This is a genomic window from Collimonas sp. OK242 (assembly GCF_900107095.1).
In the GTDB taxonomy this organism is placed as follows: domain Bacteria; phylum Pseudomonadota; class Gammaproteobacteria; order Burkholderiales; family Burkholderiaceae_D; genus Collimonas.
Map to the genome: position 1 here is coordinate 13916 of NZ_FNOR01000025.1, position 20563 is coordinate 34478.

The 20563-nt window shown below is 63.0% G+C and carries 18 protein-coding genes and 1 pseudogene; 17 read left to right on the forward strand and 2 right to left on the reverse strand.

Going from position 1 to position 20563, the window contains the following annotated elements; translation table 11 throughout:
• The first annotated feature begins 5 nt into the window (after positions 1–5).
• From BLV81_RS21460 to BLV81_RS21495, 9 genes and pseudogenes are all read left to right on the forward strand, one after another.
• Positions 6–1553 carry a DHA2 family efflux MFS transporter permease subunit gene (locus BLV81_RS21460; RefSeq protein WP_176992929.1) on the forward strand — a complete coding sequence of 516 codons (1548 nt, stop codon included), beginning with the start codon at positions 6–8 and terminating at the stop codon, positions 1551–1553.
• Between the two features lie 175 nt (positions 1554–1728).
• Positions 1729–2211: a cyclic nucleotide-binding domain-containing protein gene (locus BLV81_RS21465; RefSeq protein ID WP_092359948.1), complete on the forward strand. Its 483-nt coding sequence runs from the start codon at positions 1729–1731 to the stop codon at positions 2209–2211.
• Positions 2208–3347, forward strand: coding sequence for an AI-2E family transporter (locus tag BLV81_RS21470; protein WP_092359949.1), 1140 nt, complete (start codon positions 2208–2210; stop codon positions 3345–3347). The genes BLV81_RS21465 and BLV81_RS21470 overlap by 4 nt, the downstream gene beginning before the upstream one ends.
• A gap of 101 nt (positions 3348–3448) precedes the next feature.
• Positions 3449–4381 (forward strand): annotated as a pseudogene (locus BLV81_RS21475) (fumarylacetoacetate hydrolase family protein); the annotation flags it as partial.
• Positions 4355–4669 (forward strand): RNA recognition motif domain-containing protein, encoded by a 315-nt coding sequence (locus BLV81_RS24325; protein ID WP_369823917.1) that lies wholly within the window; start codon positions 4355–4357, stop codon positions 4667–4669. The pseudogene BLV81_RS21475 and the gene BLV81_RS24325, both read left to right, overlap by 27 nt.
• Positions 4670–4850: 181 nt before the next feature.
• Positions 4851–5492, forward strand: coding sequence for a paraquat-inducible protein A (locus tag BLV81_RS21480; RefSeq protein WP_092359951.1), 642 nt, complete (start codon positions 4851–4853; stop codon positions 5490–5492).
• The gene (locus tag BLV81_RS21485) at positions 5471–6121 is read left to right on the forward strand and encodes a paraquat-inducible protein A (protein WP_255365410.1); all 651 of its coding nucleotides are present in this window, start codon (positions 5471–5473) and stop codon (positions 6119–6121) included. Before BLV81_RS21480 ends, BLV81_RS21485 begins: the two co-directional genes overlap by 22 nt.
• The gene (locus BLV81_RS21490; RefSeq protein WP_092359953.1) at positions 6118–7692 is read left to right on the forward strand and encodes a PqiB family protein; all 1575 of its coding nucleotides are present in this window, start codon (positions 6118–6120) and stop codon (positions 7690–7692) included. The genes BLV81_RS21485 and BLV81_RS21490 overlap by 4 nt, the downstream gene beginning before the upstream one ends.
• A complete protein-coding gene (locus BLV81_RS21495) occupies positions 7689–8279 on the forward strand; it encodes a PqiC family protein (RefSeq protein ID WP_092359954.1) in 591 nt (196 codons plus the stop codon). The genes BLV81_RS21490 and BLV81_RS21495 overlap by 4 nt, the downstream gene beginning before the upstream one ends.
• Positions 8280–8346: 67 nt before the next feature.
• Here BLV81_RS21495 and BLV81_RS21500 read toward each other — a convergent pair whose 3' ends face one another.
• Positions 8347–8997: a TetR/AcrR family transcriptional regulator gene (locus BLV81_RS21500; RefSeq protein WP_092359971.1), complete on the reverse strand. Its 651-nt coding sequence runs from the start codon at positions 8995–8997 to the stop codon at positions 8347–8349.
• Between BLV81_RS21500 and BLV81_RS24015 the strand changes: the two genes are divergently transcribed.
• The 8 genes from BLV81_RS24015 to BLV81_RS21535 all read left to right on the forward strand — a co-directional run bounded on the left by BLV81_RS24015 (position 8996) and on the right by BLV81_RS21535 (position 16516).
• Positions 8996–9268, forward strand: a complete 273-nt coding sequence (locus BLV81_RS24015) for a hypothetical protein (RefSeq protein ID WP_176992927.1) — start codon at positions 8996–8998, stop codon at positions 9266–9268. The two genes, BLV81_RS21500 and BLV81_RS24015, sit on opposite strands and share 2 nt — an antisense overlap.
• 218 nt (positions 9269–9486) lie before the next feature.
• Complete coding sequence (locus tag BLV81_RS21510) at positions 9487–10629, forward strand: VOC family protein (protein WP_092359956.1); 1143 nt, start codon at positions 9487–9489, stop codon at positions 10627–10629.
• Between the two features lie 50 nt (positions 10630–10679).
• Positions 10680–11636, forward strand: a complete 957-nt coding sequence (locus tag BLV81_RS21515; protein WP_092359957.1) for a fumarylacetoacetate hydrolase family protein — start codon at positions 10680–10682, stop codon at positions 11634–11636.
• Positions 11633–11755: a hypothetical protein gene (locus BLV81_RS24330; RefSeq protein WP_255365411.1), complete on the forward strand. Its 123-nt coding sequence runs from the start codon at positions 11633–11635 to the stop codon at positions 11753–11755. The genes BLV81_RS21515 and BLV81_RS24330 overlap by 4 nt, the downstream gene beginning before the upstream one ends.
• A gap of 27 nt (positions 11756–11782) precedes the next feature.
• On the forward strand, positions 11783–13726 hold the full coding sequence (locus BLV81_RS21520) for an acyl-CoA synthetase (RefSeq protein ID WP_092359958.1): 1944 nt from the start codon (positions 11783–11785) through the stop codon (positions 13724–13726).
• On the forward strand, positions 13723–15309 hold the full coding sequence (locus BLV81_RS21525) for a bifunctional 3-(3-hydroxy-phenyl)propionate/3-hydroxycinnamic acid hydroxylase (protein ID WP_092359959.1): 1587 nt from the start codon (positions 13723–13725) through the stop codon (positions 15307–15309). Before BLV81_RS21520 ends, BLV81_RS21525 begins: the two co-directional genes overlap by 4 nt.
• 52 nt (positions 15310–15361) lie before the next feature.
• Positions 15362–16096, forward strand: a complete 735-nt coding sequence (locus tag BLV81_RS21530; RefSeq protein WP_255365414.1) for an OmpW/AlkL family protein — start codon at positions 15362–15364, stop codon at positions 16094–16096.
• A gap of 234 nt (positions 16097–16330) precedes the next feature.
• A complete protein-coding gene (locus tag BLV81_RS21535; RefSeq protein ID WP_092359960.1) occupies positions 16331–16516 on the forward strand; it encodes a hypothetical protein in 186 nt (61 codons plus the stop codon).
• A 375-nt stretch (positions 16517–16891) separates the two neighbouring features.
• Here BLV81_RS21535 and BLV81_RS21540 read toward each other — a convergent pair whose 3' ends face one another.
• On the reverse strand, positions 16892–20428 hold the full coding sequence (locus BLV81_RS21540) for a hypothetical protein (RefSeq protein WP_143036406.1): 3537 nt from the start codon (positions 20426–20428) through the stop codon (positions 16892–16894).
• Between the last annotated feature and the right edge of the window lie 135 nt (positions 20429–20563).

Genomic DNA, 20563 nt, shown 5'->3' on the forward strand with positions numbered 1-20563 from the left:
AAACCATGACGCAAGCTCAGGCCGCGCGTAATGCCGCGCCCGCCCTCCAGGGAACAATGCTCTGGGTGGGGGCCATCGTTCTGGCTTTGGCCAACTTCCTGGCCGTGCTGAACATGACCATCGCCAACGTCACCCAGCCGAACATGGCCGGGGCGCTTGGCGCCGGCTCCAGCCAAGGCACCTGGATCATCACCGCCTACGCGGTCGCGGAAGCGATCAGCGTTCCTCTGACCGGGTGGCTTTCTTCTCGCTTTGGCGCGATCAAGGTGTTCTCGCTATCGGTACTCCTGTTCGGCATCTTCTCACTGATGTGCGGCGTCTCCACCTCGATCGGCATGCTGCTCCTGATGCGCGTATTCCAAGGCTTCGCCGGCGGTCCGCTGCTGGCGCTGTCGCAGACGCTGCTGCTGCGCATCTTCCCCAAGGAGAAGTCCATGCAGGCCATGGGATTGTGGGCAATGACCACGCTGCTCGCGCCCGTCGTCGGGCCGGTGCTGGGCGGATGGATTTGCGACAACTATAGCTGGCCGTGGGTCTATTTCATCAACATACCGATGGCGCTGGCGTTCAGCGTGATCTCTTGGAAATTACTCAAGCGTTACGAAGAGCCGGTGGTCAAGAATCCGGTCGACAAGATTGGCTTCATGCTGCTGTTCATCTGGGTGGCTTCGCTCCAGATCATGCTTGACGAAGGCAAGGACAAGGATTGGTTCTCCTCCCCGGAGATCTGTGTCCTCGGGGTGATCGCAGCGATCGGATTCGTCTCCTTTGTCATCTGGGAATTGACCGAGTCGCACCCAATCGTCGATCTGCGCGTATTCCGCCACCGCGGCTTTTCCACCAGCATGTTCGTGCTCGCGTTAGCCTTCGGCGGTTTCTTCGGCCTGAATGTGCTCACGCCGCTTTGGCTGCAGAACAACATGGGTTACAACACTACCTGGGCCGGGTTGGTTGTTATGTGGGGCGGCGTGCTTTCGGTAGTTTTTTCCCCGATTGCGGCCAACCTGTCCAATCGCGTCGACGCACGGTGGCTGATCTTCTTCGGCTGCGCCTGGTTGGGCTGCGACACCGCCTGGCGGGCACTCGCCAACCCGCAAATGGATTTCTGGACGATCTGCATCCCCTTGTTGGTCATGGGCGTCGGCATGCCGATGTATTACGTGCCGATCACCGGATTGGCAATGGGCTCGGTGGACGAAAAGGAAACCGCTTCGGCAGCCGGACTGATGAATTTTGTGCGGACGATTTCCGGTGCATTCGCCACCTCACTGGTCACGACGTCCTGGCAAGACCGCAGCTACATAGCCCATGACCAACTGGCCAGCATCGTCGATCCCGCCGGCAAGCTCGCGGCCCAGATCGCCGGCGCCCCGGCAATGGCAGGCCAGGCGGCGCGCGAAATGTTCAACAACATGGTGACGGGCCAAAGCCTGATGCTGGCAACCAACGGCTTGATGATGGCCACCGCCGTCGTCTTCTTCATCGCGGCTTTCGCGATCACGTTGGCGCCCAAGGCGGCACGGGCAGTGGACGCGGCGTCGATCGGCCACTAGGAGCGACCATGAAGACGATCCCGCTCATCGGTTTGATCCAAACAACGGCACGGGGCGCAGTCCCGCCCCGGTTGCACGCACTCGCGCCGGCAGTCCATGTAGTGAGGCCTCGGGTTAACCCACGCGAAGCGAGGTCCTGCCGTTCCGACCTGCGTTTGACGAAGGAGACGGCACAATGGTCTTAGACTTCCTGATATTCCGTAGGCACAGTGACGACCTTGAAGGATTGAGGAAACTCTCTCTATTCGAGGGCCTCTCCAAGCAGGAACTCACTATTGTCGCCGGTCTGCTGCATACGCGTGAATACCTCACCGGCGAAGTGATCTTCGATGAGGGCGAGGTCGGGCAGGCGATCTATTTTTTGCTCGAAGGCCAGGTGACCATTTGCAGGCAGGGGAGCCTTGAAGACGGACATCTGACAACCCTTGGCGCTGGCGAATTCTTCGGCGAGTTGGGCTTGCTCGATGAATCGGTTCGAACGGCACAGGTTCGTGCCGCCAGCGATTGCAAGATGGCCGTACTTTTCCGGGAGGACTTTCATGGCTTGATGGAAAGCCACCTGCGCATCGCACACAAGATCGGCAGACAGCTCCTGCGCCATTTGGGGCAGCGGCTGCGAGAGCTCGGGTTGACCGTCGGGAATCATCGACACCTATGAACAGAACAATTCATCGTGAGCCGGGGCCGCTGGTGTGGGCAATCATCATCGGCGCAACGCTCGCCATATTGCTCGCCTTAAGGGGAATATTGTGGCTCGTGCTGCCCGCTTTGTTGGCATTGCTCCTCTACTACACGCTCTATCCCTTGATGCAGGCTCTGACTCATCGGGGCCTTACACGGAATAAAGCAGCTGCATTGGTGATGTTTTCCTTCCTCATGCTTGCCGTGGTTTTGATCGCACTGATGGCGCCCCACGCGGTAAGCCAAGCCGCTGATTGGCATACGTCGGCAGATCGCTATCTGCAAGGGGGAATACATTTTTTGCACAAGGTATTGGGCATGCTGGAGGCCGGTTTTTCCCCATTCGCTCGAGCCCACTTGAGCGATACGGTCATGCAACGCATCGATCAGTCGAGTTCATTCAGCGAACATCTCGAACCACTGGGCATAGCACTTTCGACTAATTTACCTCCGCTCCTTCTCGTACCTTTCTTTGCCTATTTTCTCCTTCGGGACGGGCGACGATTCAAAGATCTCATGAGTGGCGCTGTTCCCAACGCTTATTTTGAGAAGAGCTTGAGCCTGCTTCATCAGGTTGACCGGATCGCCAGCGCCTATTTCATGGGCCTGCTGAAGCTCACCGCCCTCGATACCCTGACGCTTGCCGGCGGGCTCTGGATTTTGGGGTTCCCGAGTGCCTTGGCTCTCGGATTGACGTGCGCCGTGCTGGCGTGGATTCCCTTTGTAGGTTCAGTTCTTGGCGGTGTGTTGGTGATGCTGGTAGCGGCAACAGATTTTCCCGATGCTCCTTCGATGGCCTACTCGGTTGTGGGGTTCTTCGTCTTTGTACGTCTGCTCGACGATTTTGTGTATATGCCGATGACCGTTGGTCGAGAGCTGCGCATGCACCCCTTGATGACGGTTGTAATGATATTCGCTGGTGGAGCGGTGGCCGGTATTGCCGGGACGATGCTGGTACTGCCGGTTCTCGGCGTGGTTCGCATCATTGGCGAGACGATCAGCGTAGTCGCGACAGACGAACGCCTGCTCGCGCGTCACCGGCACGCTCAAGGACTACGCCGGCGCTCGGCTGCACGGGATCTCCTATATGACTTCGAATCGGACGGCGGATGACGCATATACAGCCACCTATCACTTAAAAGGCGAACTATTTGTCAGCCGGGCACTTCAATTCTTTGAATTTTTAAAAACAACATTTACTAATAGGAACCATCATGGCCATCCACCTCGCTCATTTTGAGTACCAGAACCACGTCCATTGGGGCGTGCTTAGCGCCGACGGCGTGATCCCACTACCGGAAAGCTACACGACCACGGGCGAACTGGTGCGTGCGGTGAAGCCCGCCGAACTCGCCAAGCTCACCGGCACACCCATCCCGCGCAACCTCATCACCCTGCTCAGCCCGGTTACTCGCAATCAGCAGTTCGTCTGCCAGGGCGCGAACTATCGCGAGCACATGATCGAATCGGGCATGGACCCGGACACCAAGCATTTCAACATGATCTTCACCAAGGCCACCAGCTGCATCGTGGCCGCCGATAGCCCGGTGATCCGCCCGGCGCACGTGCGCTTTCTTGACTACGAGGTCGAGCTTGGTCTGATAATGCGCCGCGAAATAACCGGCCCGGTGCAAGTGACCGAGCAAAACCTGCACGAGTTCATTGCCGGCATCGTGGTTGTCAACGATTACTCGGCACGTGACATCCAGATCCCGCAAATGCAGTTCTACAAGGGCAAGAGCTACCGCACCTTTGGACCCGTCGGGCCGTGGCTGTGCCTGCTCGAAGCCGGCGACATGCAATACCTCAAGCAATTGCAGCTCACGCTCACGGTCGACGGCCAGTTGCGCCAGAGCGACAGCTCGGGCAACATGGTGCATGATCCCGTGGCCACGCTCAACGAGCTGGCCAGCCTGCAGGATATTTTTCCAGGCGACCTTATCGCCACCGGCACGCCGGCGGGATGCGCTTTGCTCATTCCGTCACCTGCCAAACAGAAAATCGCTGCGCTTCTGCCTGAGGCCAAGAAGTGGGCCTTGTTCCTGGAGGCGCAAGAAGAGAGTACGCAGTACCTGCAACCCGGCCAAGTTGTCGAAGCCGGCATCCGCAGCGCCGATGGCGTGATCGATCTGGGCACACAGCGCAACGTCGTCGCCATCAGTCAATCCGACGACGATCGGGCATTGACCGCGACGACCAAAAAGATCCTGGTCACGGGACTCCGTTCCGGCGTCACCGAGTCTGCTGTCCAGTCATGGCTCAGCGGCTTTGGCCCGGTGGCCCGGGTCGAGATCATCCGTGAAGGTAACGCCGCCAATCCATGCGCCCTGGTCCATATGGACATTGGCGACGCTGCGGCGGCCATTCTGGTATCGCGGTTGAGCCATCACTGGCACGACGGCGCAATGGTCAACGCCTCGCTGTTGCATCACTGAAACGGCGTCGCTACGCGAGACAGCAATCCCATGCAACTCATCCTATCGATCCGGTCATCAAATTTCGCGCTCCCCTCATCCACGCGCGGGCTGAGGATTGCGCGAAATTTTCTAGCGAACATGCTTACCGTCGCGTGGTTCCCCTTTTGCGCCGCCCATCCACGCGATCTCGAGGTGATTCATGAAAACTGACGTAATGCTCTCGACGCCGCAAGGCGAGGGCCAGACGGCTTGCCGCGAATGCGACCTGTTGGTGGGCGAAGAGCCGACAACGGCGGAGACATACATCGCTCTGTGCCCACGCTGCGGCGCGCACCTTTACCGGCGCAGCCGCAACAGCCTGGAGCATACGCTGGCCCTGGCCTGTGCTGCCCTGGTGCTACTCGCCATCGCCAGCGTTTTCCCGGTGGTCGGCTTGAACCTGCAAGGGCAACACATTGACACTACAGTCATCGGTGCGGTCACTCAGCTTTGGCAGGCTGACATGCACGCCGTTTCGCTTCTGGTATTGGCGACGACGACCGTGACGCCGCTGTTGGAGATGACGGGGTTGATCTGGCTGGTGCTGCCGCTCATGTTCGGCCGGCGGCCACCTGCCTTTGCGCGGGTGCTCCGCACGCTGCAGGCGGCTCACCCGTGGGCGATGGTGGAGGTGTTGATTCTTGGCATCCTGGTCGCGCTGGTGAAGCTGGCGCACCTGGCCGACGTGCTGCCCGGCCCGGCAATGCCATGTTTCGCCATGCTGATGCTACTGCTCACGACCCTAGGCGCCATCATCGAGCCGCGCGATCTGTGGCAAGCATGGGAGGAGGCAAAGCAATGAATGGCACCACTGCGGCATCCATCGGCAAGACCGTGTGCCCGACCTGCGGGCTGCTTGGCTCGCCCGCCACAGACCGCGCCTGCCGGCGCTGCGGCACACCGCTGCATCTTCGCAAGCCGCATAGCATCCAACGTGCTTGGGCCCTGCTGATCGCCGCCTATGCACTTTACCTGCCGGCCAACCTGCTGCCAATCATGGAAACCCGTTCCCTGTTCGGAGTGCAACAGGACACGATCATGAGCGGCGTCGTTTATCTCTGGAGCAGCGGTTCCTGGGTGTTGGCTGTGGTCGTTGTCATCGCCAGCGTCGCGGTGCCACTGGTCAAGCTGCTATCCCTGACCGCGCTGTTAGTTGGCGTCCAGCGCGGCTCGCGGCGTCAGCCGCTACACCGTACCAAGCTGTATCGGCTGCTGGAATTGATTGGCCGCTGGTCGATGCTCGACGTATACGTCGTGACCATCCTCGCCGCCCTGGTACAAGTCGAGTCGCTGGCGTCGATTCTGCCCGGCGCCGGTGTGGCGGCGTTTGCGGCCGTCGTCGTCCTGAGCATGCTGGCGACGATGGCCTTCGACCCCCGGCTGATCTGGGATGCGGCCGATAACCCCCAAACCAAGGAAATTACATTGTGAACCAGAACCTCCCCTGCACCGAGCCGCGGCCAATTCCCGCTGCCAAGAAGGTGACCCGCCGCCGTTCCCCCATCAGCCTGATCTGGATCGTACCGCTGGTCGCAGTCCTTATCGGCATCGGCCTTGCGGTCAGTGCCATTCTTCAGCGCGGCCCCGAAATCGAGCTGCAATTCGCGTCGGGCGACGGGCTCGATGTGCACAAGACCAAGCTCAAGTACAAGGAGGTAGCTATCGGCACGGTAACCGCCATCGCACTCAGCGAAGATCATCACTCGGTCAAGGTCTCCGTCCAGATGGACAAGCGAGCCGCGCCCCTACTGGCCGGAGACAGTCGATTCTGGGTCGTGCGCCCGCGCGTCGCGGCGGGTGGCGTTTCGGGCTTGAACACTTTGCTCTCGGGCGCCTACATCGCGCTCGATCCCGGCAAGTCGAGGAACGTCAAGCGCGCCTTCGTCGGACTGGAATCGCCGCCGCTGGTGATTGGCGACATGCCCGGGCGGCAATTTGTGCTGGGCGCCGACGACCTCGGTTCGCTCGACGTCGGCGCCCCGGTGTATTACCGCCACATTCCGGTCGGACGGGTGGTCGGCTATGTCATGCGTCCGGACGGCAAAGGCGTGGATGTGCGTATCTTTGTCGACGAGCCTTATGATCATTTCGTCACAACGGCGACGCGATTCTGGCACGCCAGCGGCATCGATCTGTCGGTGGGCGCGGACGGCATGAAGCTGGAAATGCAATCGCTGCTCAGCGTAGTCGCAGGCGGCGTCGCCTTTGGCGGCGGTGACGCGAGCAACGGTGAAGCGCCTGTCGCATCGCGTTTCACGCTGTTCTCCGACCAGACGACGGCGCTCCGCCAGCCGGACAGCATCGTGCAGAAGTACGTGCTGGTCTTCAACGAATCGGTGCGCGGCCTGACCGTCGGCGCGCCCGTGGATTTCCGCGGGATTTCGGCCGGGGAAGTGTCGCGCATCGACATCGATTTCAATCGTCGCGCCAGCGATGTCGCGATGGCCGTCGAGATTAGTCTCTACCCCGAACGCTTCGCCCGCCAGCAGCGGAACCGGCCGACCGCACTGCCGACCCAGCAAGGGCTGCGGCAGATCCTTGATGGCATGGTGGCCAAGGGATTTCGCGGCCAACTGCGCACCGGCAACCTGCTCACCGGCCAACGCTATGTCGCGCTCGACTTCTTCCCGAAGGCAAAGGCCGCCCCGATTGGCTGGAATCGGCCGATCCCCGAATTGCCGACCCAGCCGGGCAGCCTCGATTCGCTACAGGAGAAATTGGTGGCGGTCGTAGACACCTTGCAAGGCACTCTGCAGCGCGTCGACCGCCTTATCGCCCATGTCGACCAGGAGGTCGTGCCGGAAGTGGCGCCCACCCTGCGCGACGCGCGGCAAACGCTAGCCCGCGCCAACGCCGTCCTGTCAAGTGATGCGCCGGTGCAAATGGAATTGCGCGACACCTTGCGCGAAGTCGAGCGCGCCGCCGCCTCCGTACGCGACCTCGCCGACACGCTCGAACAACAACCCCAATCCGTCCTTACCGGAAAGAAGGCAAGCAAATGATATCTCCCGCAAGACTGGCGTGCATCGCCGCCCTCGCTTTCCTTAGCGCCTGCGCCGACGCGCCGCCTACCCGCCTCGTCACGCTCGACGACGGCCGACCGAAAATAGCCGGAGTTTCGAACGCGCCGAGCATCGCCGTGGTCCGCGCAAACGTGCCCGAGCGCATCGACCGTTCGCAGTTAGTAATGCGCACCGGCGGCAACCAGGTGACGTTGAGCGAGCAATACCGCTGGGCGGAACCGTTGCGTCGCGAAATTCCCCGAGTGATGGCGAACGATCTCGGCGAACTCCTTGATTCGAGCCGCATCGCCGCCTTGCCCTCGGACGCCGCAGGTTACGACGTCGATTTCAAGCTCATGCTCGACTTCCAGCAGTTAGACGCCGTTGCTGGTCAAGGCGTGGATGTCGACGTGCTGTGGCGCGTCGAACATCGCAGCGGAAGCGCCATCGTCGGCCGCAGCAGTTTTCGGCAGCCCGTGGCAGGAACGGCGGCCGATTACCCCACCCTGGTCGCCGCACAGCGGCAAGCCATGCGGCGCGTGGCGACCGAGATCGCCCAGGACATCGCCGCGTATCAAAGGCGTTGAGCTGCATGAGGATGCCTTACAGTCGATCGGCGGTTGACTCGCACGAGAGTCGATTGCTCTTGTTTTTTTAGGCTTTCCCATGGTCGGAGGCCATAGTCGCGATGCGCGCCTGGGCTCGCGCCAGCAGGGAATCGTCGGGCACGGCCAGGCGCGGCAGCGGCGTCGCCGTCAGCCGGGTCGCCGCGGCGGCGCTCACGCCCAGCGAGCGCAGGATGGCCTGGACGATCTGTTCCGGATAATCCTTGGCGATCCGACCCTGCGCCATGCGGTGCAACGCGACCAGCACCACGCCCTTGACGACGTCGACCGCCACCGCCAGCGCGGCGGGGTCGAACTGGCCGCGCTTGACACCCTCGTCCAAGTCGGGCGGCAGCACTTCGTACAGCACGCTCTTGGCGCCCGCCACCCGCAGGCCGGCGCCGGACACGAAGTGCGCCACCAGGCGGCAGGAACGGGCCAGGTGCAAATAACAGCGGATCGCCGTCGCCACCCGCAGCGCCGGATCCTCGATGGTGCCGACCACGCCTTCGATCAGCTCCAGCATCTCATTGCTGATCTGCTCGCTGACGGCAACCAGCAAGTCTTCGTTGGTGCGGAAATAGTTATAGAAAGAACCCTGCGACACTTCGGCCGCCGCCACCACGTCGGGAATCACGCTGGCGCCGGCACCTTTTTGCGCGAACACGACCAGAGCGCTCTCGATCAGTCGCGAGCGCATGCGCTCGCGACGCTCGGCGGCAACGCGCGGTCGGTGGTCGGTGGGATTGGCGGCAGCGGGCATGGTGGTGGTCCGGGCAGTTGGTACGCCAGCGATAATACCAGATTCGCCAGCCCGGCAGCTTAAGCCGGATCAGGCTGCGCCCGCAGCAACAGCGCACTGTCCGGCAACGTCTGCGCCGGCAGCGGCTGCGCCACGCCTGGGCGATGACATCCTCGATGACGGCCTGCGGCCCTTTGCTGGAAAACACATACAACGCGCTTTCCAGTAGCTTGGCGCGGGTCTTTTCCCGGCGCTCGGCAGCGACCCGGCGCGGTGATTTGGCGTGTTTTCCGATTTCATATTCTGCCCTGTGCGGTGCTGCCAATGCGGTGCTCATCAGCTCGATTATACGAAATTTGAATTGACACATGCGTCACAATGACTACAATGTCATTTAGAAGCGATAATAAATCGCCGCCCCGGCAACCCTATCCACCAGGAGACACTATGACTGCATCCTCGCGCGCCCTGCTGCGCACGCAGCCGACCTATCCGGAACATACTCTGCCGCCGCAGGTACAAAGGCTGAAACGCCCGGCCGCGCTGGTCAAGGCGAACGCTCTGGCATTCCTGATGTTCGAGAAATGCGATCTCGACGCCACCGAAACCTTCCTCACCGACTTCGGCATGCGCACCGTGGCGCGCGACGCCAGCCAATTGCTGATGCGCGGCAGCGGCACGGCGCCCTGCATCTACCTGGCGCGGCGCGGTAACCGCTCGCGCTACCTGGGCGCCGCCTTCCGCGTGGCCGACGAGGCCGAGCTGATCAAGCTGGAACGCCAAGCCGGCGCGCGCCGCCTGCCGGCCGACGCTATCCCGGGCGGCGGCAGCGGCGTTGAGCTGGTCGACCCAGCCGGCAACCTGCTGTGGCTGGTCTGCGACCAAACGCCGCTGCCGCCGCTGCCGCTGCGCGCGCCGCTGCACCCGCTGACCAACAGCGTTGGCCATCTCCCGCGCGTGAACGCCACAGTGCGCCCCCCACTGGAACCGGCCGCGGTCGCGCGCCTGGGACACGTGGTGCTGCAGACCATCGACTTCTCCAACATGGCGCAGTGGTACATGCGCCACCTGGGCCTGATTCCCACCGACGTACAGTACCTGGAGGACGGCTCGCCCAACTTGTCCTTCTTCCGTCTCGACCTGGGCGCCGCGCCGGCCGACCACCACAGCTTCGTGCTGGCTGGCGGCATCGAGGAAAAGTATGAGCACAGCGCCTACGAAGTGGTCGACCTGGACGCGCTGGGACAGGGCCACAACGTGTTGCGCGCCAACGGCCACCGCCACATGTGGGGTATCGGCCGCCATGTGCTGGGCAGTCAGCTGTTCGACTACTGGTACGACCCGGATGGCATGGAGTTCGAGCACTACACCGACGGCGACGTGTTCACCGCCGACTACCCCACCCACTACGTGCCGCTGGAGCTGTCGGGCATCTGGGCCTGGGGCGACGATGTGCCGGCCTCAATGGGAGTCCAGCGCGACCTCGGCACTTTGTTCAAGGTGTTCCGGTTGCTGTGGCGCGGACGGCTGTCGGTCGCGCGCCTGAAGCTGCTGGGCCGCGCCATGGGGCGCCCGCGTCCGTGGCTGTGACCTGCCCGCAGCACCATCCATTCCAATAACAGAGAACCAGGGAGAACATCATGGCAACCACTGTGGTCCGCTATCAGCACGAAGGCAAACCGGCCTGGGGCGTAGTTCACGAACGACGCATCGCGCCGTTGTCGCGCCACTACGCCAGCACCGCCGACTTCATCAACGAGGGCATCGACGAGGCTCACGCCAGCACGCCGGCGCAGGCGCTCTTGGCGCTCGATCAGGTCGCGCTGCTGTCGCCCATCACCGGCGACCGCCAGTTCCTTTGCCAGGGCACCAATTACGCCAGCCACGTGCGTGAGTCCGGCATGGACCCGGCGCGGATCGGCTTCAACACCTTGTTCACCAAAGCACCCTCGTCGCTGGCATCGGCGCACGACGACGTGGTGCGGCCGGCCCACGTGCGCCTGCTGGATTACGAAATCGAGCTGGGCCTGGTGATGCGACGCTCGCTGCGCGGAGCTACCGCAGTCGGCAGCGGCGAGCTGCACCACTGGCTGGCCGGCGTCACCATCGTCAACGACATCTCCGCGCGCGACGTGCAACTGCCGCAGGGCCAATTCTACAAGGGCAAGAGCTACCGCACCTTCGGCCCGGCCGGGCCCTACCTGCTGCTGCTCAGCGCCGAGGAATGGCTGCGCTGGCCCGAGCTGCACATGCGCTTGGCGGTCAACGGCCAGCCGCGCCAGGACAGCTATTGCGGTGACATGATCTACAAGCCGCACCAGACCCTGACCGAATTGTCGGCCCTGCACGACCTCGACGCGGGCGACCTGATCGCCACCGGCACCCCGGCCGGCTGTGCCGCGCGCGCGCCCGGCAAGCTGGCGCTGTGGGCGATGAAGCACCTGCTGTCGGACGCCACCAAATGGCGCCTGTTCATCCAGAAAGGGCTGGGCAATCCGGCCTACCTGCGGCCGGGCGACGTCATTACGGCGGCGATCCGCAGCGACGACGGCAGGCTCGACCTGGGCGAACAGCGCAACCAGGTGGTGGCGGCATGAGCACGCCCTGCCTGGCCGCCACCGTCGAGCAGTTCGGCGACGCCAGCCTGCTGCAGGTGCGCGAGATGCCAGTGCAGCCGCGCGCCGACCATACCGTGCTGCTGCCGCCCCCCCTCTGACCTGAACCGCACACCTACGGAGTTCCCATGTCTGACTTTACCCTCGTAGCGACGGACGCGCCTACCCGCATCCGTTCGCTGGACGACCTGCGCGCTGTTGAACAAACCCCATGGCAGCAAAAGCTGCCGGCCCGCACCACCTATGAACTGCTGCAGCAAGCCTGCGAACGCCATCCCGACCGCAGCGCGTTGCGCTTTGTGCTGTCCGGCGCGCCGGATGCACCCGCGTTCGCCATCAACTACCGCAACCTGCTGGAACAGGTAACGCGCGCCGCCAACGCCTTCCACCGCGCCGGCGTCAGCTCCCGACAGGCAGTCGCGCTGCTGCTGCCCAATCTGCCGGAAACCCATTACGCGCTGCTGGGCGCGCAGGCGGCCGGCATCGCCAGTCCGATCAATCCCATGCTGGACGTGGAACACATCGCCAGCATCGTCAACGCCACCGGGGCCACCGCGCTGGTGGCGCTGGCGCCGCTGCCCGACAGCGATGGCTGGAGCAAGGCGCTGGCGGTGGTCGAGCGCTGCCAGTCGCTGCGCACCCTGTTCGTGGTGAATCTGGCGGCCTATGTCGACCCGGCCGCCGGCGCCGCGCTGGACGCGTTGTATCAGGCCGCACCCCGGCCGCAGCGCGCCGACTTGCGCATCCTGCCGTTCGATGCCGCGCTGCTGGCGGAGCGCCCGGACCGGCTGGCGTCCGGTCGCGTCATCGACGCCAGTGACCGCTGCGCCTATTTTCATACCGGCGGCACCACCGGCCTGCCGAAGATCGCGGTGCACACCCACCTGAACGAAACCTTTGTGGCCTGCATGCTGAGCTTGATGGAGCCGAGCCATCATGTGGTGCTGTGTGGGCTGCCGCTGTTCCACGTCAACGGCGCCATGGTGACCGGGCTGGCCGCATTCCACTGCGGCTGGGAGGTGGTGATGCTCACCCCGCAGGGCTATCGCGGCAAGGAAGTGCTGGCCAACTTCTGGCGCCTGGTGGAGCGCTTCCGCGCCACCAGCTTCAGCGGCGTGCCCACCATCTTCGCCACCCTGGCCGGCCTGCCGCGCGACGGCGCCGACCTGTCCTCGCTGCGCCACGCCTTTTGTGGCGCGGCGCCGTTGCCGGCCGAAGTGGCGCGCCGCTTCGAGGCGGCGGCCGGCATCCCGCTGTGCGAGGGCTACGGCCTGACCGAGGGCGCCTGCATCTCCTCGCTCAATCCCACCGACGGCGGCCACCGCGCCGGCAGCGTCGGTCTGCGCCTGCCGCACCAGGACTTGCAGGTGTGGCAGGTCGACAGCGCCGGCCTGGCCGTGCGCGCCTGCGCCAGCGGCGAGACCGGCGTGATCGGCGTGTCCGGCCCCAACGTGTTCCCCGGCTACCTGAACGAACGCGACAACCGGGGCATCTGGCTAGCGCCGGATTGGCTCAACACGGGGGATCTCGGCTACCTGGACGCGGACGGCTTCCTGCACCTGACCGGCCGTGCCAAGGACTTGATCATCCGCGGCGGCCATAACATCGATCCGGCCATGATCGAGGACGCGCTGCTGCACCATCCGGCGGTGGCCATGGCGGCCGCCGTCGGCCAGCCGGACGAACACGCGGGCGAACTGCCGGTGGCCTACGTTACGCTGAAAGCCGGCGCCATCATCCTGCCGGAGACGCTGCAGGCCGCCGCCCGCGTGCTGGTGCCGGAACCGGCCGCCGTTCCGGTGCGCATCGAGGTGCTGGAGCAAATGGCGCTGACGGCAGTCGGCAAGGTTGCCAAGGCCGAGCTGCGCATGCGCGCCGCCGCCCACGTGTTCCGCCAGCGGCTGGCCCAGCACAGCGTTGACGCCAGCGTCCAAGTGCAGGCCGACGCCCGCCGCGGCGCGGTCGCCACCATCCAGGCCGCAGCGCCGCAATGCGAGCGTGCCCGTGCTGCGCTGGCCGGCTTCAGCTACGCCATCGATATCCTGCCACAGGACTTAAAGGAATCACCATGACTACTCCCCTGCCCGGCACCATCGACGTGCTGCTGGTCGGCCTCGGTCCGGTCGGCGCCGCCGCCGCCAACTTGTTGGGCCGCTACGGCGTGCGCACGCTGGCAATCGACAAGGCCAGCGACGTGTTCACCATGCCGCGCGCCATCGCGCTCGACAACGAGGCGTTACGCATCCTGCAGCTGGCTGGCCTGGAGGAAGGCGCGTTCGCTACCCACGCCATCGCCAAAGTGCAGATGCATTCGCCGCTGTTCGGCCGCTACGCGCGCGCCAACACCGCCGGCGAGCAGGATGGCCACCCGCGCCTGGTGACCTTTTACCAGCCGGAGCTGGAGCGCACGTTGCGCACCAGGCTGGCTCTCTATCCCTGCGTGCAGACCGCGCTGGACACCGAACTGGTGGACTATACCGAGACCGCCGATGGGGTCAGCGCCACTCTCAGGCAGGCCGACGGCGCGCTGGCCACGGTGCGGGCCCGCTACCTGGTCGGCGTCGACGGCGCCAGCTCGCCGGTGCGCCAGCGCGCCGGCCTTGGCTTCGACGGCCAGACCTTCAGCGAGGACTGGCTGGTGGTCGACGCCATCGGCGTGCCCAATCCGATCGACCACGTGGAATTCATCTGCGACCCGCGCCGGCCGACACCCCACATGGTGGCGCCGGGCGACCGCCAGCGCTGGGAATTCAAGCTGGCCCCGGGCGAGACCCGAGAGCAGATGGAGCGGCCGGAAAAGATCCGCGAACTGCTGGCGCCCTGGTGCGACACCGACCACGTCACCATCGAGCGCACCGCCGTGTACCGCTTCCACGCCCGCATCGTCGAGCGCTTCTCGCGCGGCCGCGTGTTCCTGGCCGGCGACGCGGCCCACATCACGCCGCCGTTCGTGGGCCAAGGCCTGGTGGCCGGCCTGCGCGACGCGGCCAACCTGTGCTGGAAGCTGGCCTGGGTAGTACACGGGCGCGCCGCGTCGTCCATCCTCGACAGCTACGACACCGAGCGCCGCCCGCATGCCAAGTCCATCATCCAGCTGGCGCTGCTGATGGGCCGCCTGGTCATGCCGCGCAACCGGCTGGCGGCGCTGTGCGTGCACGGCTCGATGGCGCTGTTGCAGCGCGTCCCCTTCACCCGGGCCTGGTTCCAGGACTTGAAGATCAAGCCGGCTAACAGCTTCCGGCGCGGCCTGTTCCAGCCGGGGCGCGGGCGCGCGCGGCTGGTCCGCGGCGGCTTGCTGCCGCAGGGCCTGGTGCGTAGCGCCGCGCATGCGGGCTGCCTGCCCAGCGACGAAGTGCTGGGCCTCAAGCTGAACCTGATCGGCTTTGGCTGCGATGCCCAAGCGGCGCTGACCCTGGAGCTGCGAGCGCGCTGGCAGCGGGCCGGCGGCCACGTTGTGCAGTTGCGCCACCGCGGCCAGCACGGCGCGCCGGCCGACTCGTGGGAAGACATGACGGACTGCCTGGTACCGGGTGCGGCGCCAGTTGGCTGGGTCGCCGTGGTACGGCCGGACCGCACCGTGCTGCACGACGGTCCGCTGGACCAGCTCGACAGCATCGTAAGCGAATCGTTAGCCTTGCTGGGCGCTGCCACCTAGCCTGCGGTGCGCGGGCGCAACGATTTCAAATCACGAAGGAGACAAAATGAAAATGCAATTTATGAGCAAACGGTTAGGTGTGGTGACGGCGGGATTTGCGATGTTCAGTGCTGCCGGCATGGCGCAGGCGCAAACCGCCGGCAGTAATGTGATCAGCGTAGGCTGGTTGCATGCCGCGCCACAGAACCAATCCACACCGTTAACGGTCCACAGCATCAACGGCATGCCGGTCAATCTGGTGGAAACCGGCACCGGCTTCGCTGCCCAGAAGACCGATACTTTGGGCTTCACCTTCGCGCATTATTTTACCGATGATATTTCGGTGGAGGCGGTTGCTGGATATCCGAACTATCTGAAATTCGAAGGGACAGGTACGCTGTCGTCATTCGGTGTGCTTGGCAAGGCCAAGCCGATCGCTCCGATTATCTTGTTGCGTTACCACTTTTTCGATGCGCAAACCAAGTTTCGTCCATATGTTGGTCTGGGTGTCAATTACACCAAGTTTATCGATGCTCAAGTGTCCAACAATGATTTCGTGACCAGCAAAATGGGCCCGGGTGGATCAGCTACTGTCCATGCGACCAGTTCGTGGTCACCGGCATTCAGTGCCGGCGCAAACTATGCGATCGATGACCACTGGTCGGTTGGTCTGTCGGTTTCCTACGTTCCGGTAAAAACAACGGCTACGCTGACGGGAACAACAGCCGGCGGCACGGTAATTGACAGCACTGCGACACTCAAGATACGACCGGTGATAACTTTCCTTAACGTCGGCTATCGCTTCTGATCGCTTTGCCGCCAGCTGACGTACCGCGTCGGCTGATCGGCCGGCTGCGCTCTCACCAGATGACTAGCGCGTTGATTGAGGCGCGAGGCCAATCGACGATAGTATCGTTGTCACCATGCCGGTTGGTGTGGTAATGCAATTACCGTCCCGTTCAGCGCGCAACTATGGGTACAAGACCGTACGCAACCGGGTCTGGGTGGGCGCATTGAAGAGCATATCGTCGACCTGAAGGAAATGTTTGTCTGCGCCCCGGACATCACCATCAAGAATCATCCGATCCGCTTCGGCTCAGGATCGTGGACGACGGCAACCGGCATCATGACCGGTACAATTACCAAGCCGATGCCGATCGGCGACGGTAAATTCTTCCAGCCTACCGACCAGCTATTTGCAATAACGATGGCGACGATTGGCCATTGAACGAAGGGCACCATGGACCACGAGTGCTTGTTCTGGGATGCGCAGGATTTCACGAAACAGCTCGGTTTCGCCAAGTAATATCTGTTTGACTCCCGAGCGACGCGCGGTGCGGAGGACGAGTTCGTCGTCGATGGCTTGATCGTTGCGCTCGGTGTCATGGCCGCGCGCATGCCCGCCCCCGAAGATGGCTTGCTCGATTGTGTAGCCGAGTTGCTGCAGTCTGCGAGAGCCTGCAAAACATGGGAGACTTATTGTTCGTATGCGATCAATTGGCGACGCCCTTCTGCGGATATGATTGTTATCAGCAAACAACTCGACGTTGAAGCGGCCGGTTCGCTCGCGCCGTCCATACGATCGGGCGCGACGGCCAAAAAATCAATCTCCATCGCCGGTTGACGGATCTTGGACGGACGACGATTGCCTGGTGAGACCGGTGAGGCGGTCGCGCACGTCATGGCTCATCTCCTGGCCGCGATTGGCCGCACGCCGGGTCATGGATAGCGGTATCTGGGCCACGAGCTGGCTGATCGGGGACGTGATGGAAACATGCATGTTATTGGCAATCATCCCAGTACGCCGCATCTGGAACTTGGCCTTGGTGCTGGCTGACGCCTGCTTGTAGCGCCAGTCGAAATAGTTCGACGTGCCGCTCAACTTGCCGGTTGCGATGCTCTTCCCGCCAATCGAAAGCTTGATATCGTCCGGCAAGTCGGCCAGCCTTTCGAGATCGTCCACCAGCTTGTCGAGCGCGACATCGATCCGCGGATCGCTCATATCCATCGCCGACGGATCTGCCTCAGCGATGTCCAGTCTGAGAGAAACCGGATCGCCATCCCGCGCCAGCGTTCCCAACAACTTCGCCATGCTGGTCTTCTGGAACCGGGCACGTTCGGCCGAGGTGTATGGCGCCGTGACCGGGGCCGTTCCTTGCAAAAACACGCGCGCGTCGTTCTGATCATTGTACGTCTTAGGAACGTGGATGCCGTGACTTATCTTGATTTCATTCCTGATGTTGAAGCCCAGGCTCGCCGCAGCGCCGAAAGTATTGGCTACGCCCGCCAGCGTGGCGGAACCGGCATTGGTTATGGTGTAGCGCTCGGCCTCGCCGGCAGTCAATCTCTTCGCCAATTCGGTCGCCTCTACCTGACCGCGGCCGTCGCCGGTGAACAGCGCCTGTGCATCGCCATCCTTGATCGCTGCGAGAGCCCGGGCGGCCGATTGCAAACCGGCTTGCGCAGCGGGGCCTTCGCCCTCGGAGAGCACGCTCTTGATGTTGGATTGCGCCAGCTCAAATGAGATCCAATCGCGCAGGCTGGCTTTGACGTCGGCGCGCAAGCCGGCATGAATCTGCGCCTGCGCAAATGTGCGTTGTGCGGAGCGGCCGGACGATGCCTGTCCGGTGCGGGCGGCGGATTTCAGCAATGCCGCCAGCGTCTTGCCACTCTTGCCGAGCAAGATACGGCCCATGCTGTCCAGGCGCATGCGATACGGCGTTTTCCAGGAGTCGGCGAGGGTCGAAACCTTGAACTCGGCCTGGTGCGCCTGCGTAAAGGCCGCCTCCAGCTCCTGCACGGCATGCGGGTCGCCGGCTGCGGCTTCCACTTGCTGCCGGTAATCGGCATAAGCTGTCCAGTTCGCCAGCGGCTTGACGTCATGCTCTGTCGTGTCGCGGCGCGCGATATCGTCTAGCGTGGCGAGTAGCTTGACTCTTGCCTGTGCGCGCACTTCCGGGCGGCGCCAGAGGCGCTTTTCCTTGATGTAAATTTGATAGGCTTGCGCTCTTTCCTTTTGCTGTATGGCCGCGTTGCCGCCGAGCAGATCGAGCGACTTCCCAAGCGCCACGATGGCGCGCTTTGCCTTGGCTTCCCCATCTTTGCTCGGCCCGGAACTGAGCTGATAAACCACGTACATCAATGCCACCGCCGTCACCGCTGCGGCGCTGACGCCCCCCGTCACGGCGGCCGCAGCAGCATGGGGCAAGATACCCAGAACGGTCGCCGTAACGGAAAATGCGGCGCTTGCGCCACTGACGCCTAGGTAGCGCTTGTTGCCCTCATATTCGATTTTGGCGCTTTCAGAAGCGGTTTTGTAGTCCGTCTTCAGCTCGTTGCGCAAGCAGAACCGCGCGTACGCGATGCCGAGTTTTTCTCCTGCGGCACGGACATCGTTTTCAGCATGCAGGTAGTCTCCGGGAGAGATGTCCGCCGCGGCAAGCCTCAATGTCGCGGCATCGAGCAGGATCTGCGCCTTTTCCATCCGTTGCACGCATTGCCGGATCTTAGGTAAGCGCCATACGAGCGTTGCCGCCGCACCCAAAACATTGGGTCCGGTTTTCGCGCTCGGAGAGGCATCGGCTTTCCCCAATGGCATGATTTCCTCGGTGCCGGCGTTACGCATGCGCAACTCCGCGGAGTCAAACGAAAGCTTGGTAGTCACGGCAGTGAGAATCAATTGGACCGCCGACAATGCGGTTTTTGCCGCCGGATGGGAGGATGCGGCAATCTGCGCGATGCTGCTTACCGCACCGCCCACCGTAGACGAAGACATGACCGGCTGCCGGTGCAGAGCGCCGGTTCCGGTCGTCTTGAAACTATTGAGCACTTCGTCGGAATTCTCGATTCCTGCAGCCTTGAGGAAGGTCGCGATCATTTCCCGGTAGTAGTCGTCGTCTCCCGCCCCTTTGGGAAGAAGCCTCTCCCCTCGCCTCCCCTCGGGAATCGCGCCGGCATGGGCACGTTCGAAATTCAGCGCCATGAGCCTGGACAATTCCGGTATTGCCGGCGAGCCAGCCTGGCTGTTGCGCCACCCCTGGCAAATCTCCAGCGCGCTGTCCAGATCCCACTGCTCGACCCGGATGGGGGGTGTGAATGGCACATTTTTGATATTGACCAATTGTGCAAATCGGTCCTTGACTGTGCCGCGAGAGAATTGTGGAGCGCTACCCGCCGGCGTGCTCGATTGACGCTCCTGCACCTCCGGCCGCGACTGCACGCTGCCACCACGCCGCGCTCTAGAACTCGTAGAGAGCTCGGTGCGTTGTTGATCTCGCAGGTCGTCCTGCTGCTCGGCAATGCTGGGCAAGGAGGCGACACTGCGTCGGGAAGAGCCCATCGGCGGCGCGCGCAATGTACTCGACGAAGGCTCCGCCTCGCCGCGCCTTCGCGGATTGGTCAATTCAGCCTTTGACAGCCATGAGGCGACGATTTCCTCGCTGGTAAGCGGCGCGGCCGACGAGTGCAAGTCTGGCAAAGCGTAAGGATCGATCACGCCGGACCACTCCTCGAGCTTGGCCTTGCCTTTCGAAGCGATGGATTGCGCCGATGATTCCTCACGCCATATCCCATCGTCGCTACGCGCCGCACCATCGAGCAGCGCAGCCGAAGCGGACGTAGGCAGTTCACGAAAACTACGCGATGAAGGAAGACCAGGCATGGCATGGCGCGATAGTCCGATATCAGACCGAGAGCGGCGCGCGGTTTGATCGACTCGCGCGTATCCTTCAGCCATATGCGAAGGGCCAAACGGCATCATGCCGATATGTGTGTCCGCATTCGCCCCGTTTTGCGAAGGAATATCGTCCGCGCCGACGCTTGCGTCCAGGATGCTCTCCCAATCCGCGTCCTTCGCATCACCGGCTTCGGCCTCTTTACCAGGAGACACGGGTGGCTCTCGCAAACTGCGCGACAAGGAAACGACTACTTCCGTCTTGCGCGGCAGGTTGAGCTCGGATCTGGAACGCCTTGCTCTAGACATATCGGAAAGCGTGGACAATTGCACCGACATTCCACCCGCCCGTCCGCGCTCCACTGGCGGGTTCTCCTGCTCGGCCGACGATGCGGTAGATGGCGGTTCCTGCGCGGAAGTTTGCGCTGTGAGCGGAATTCCCCGACCAACATTGGGGCTAATAGGCATGGCAGACTCCAGGTAATATGCAACATTAGGCTGCCATGCCAGGCATTAAAATCAAATTATTGTCCCGAGTTCCATTCGGCGCTTGGCTGGCGTCAAGATATGCTACAAGCAAGCCAAAGGGTATTTACCAACGTA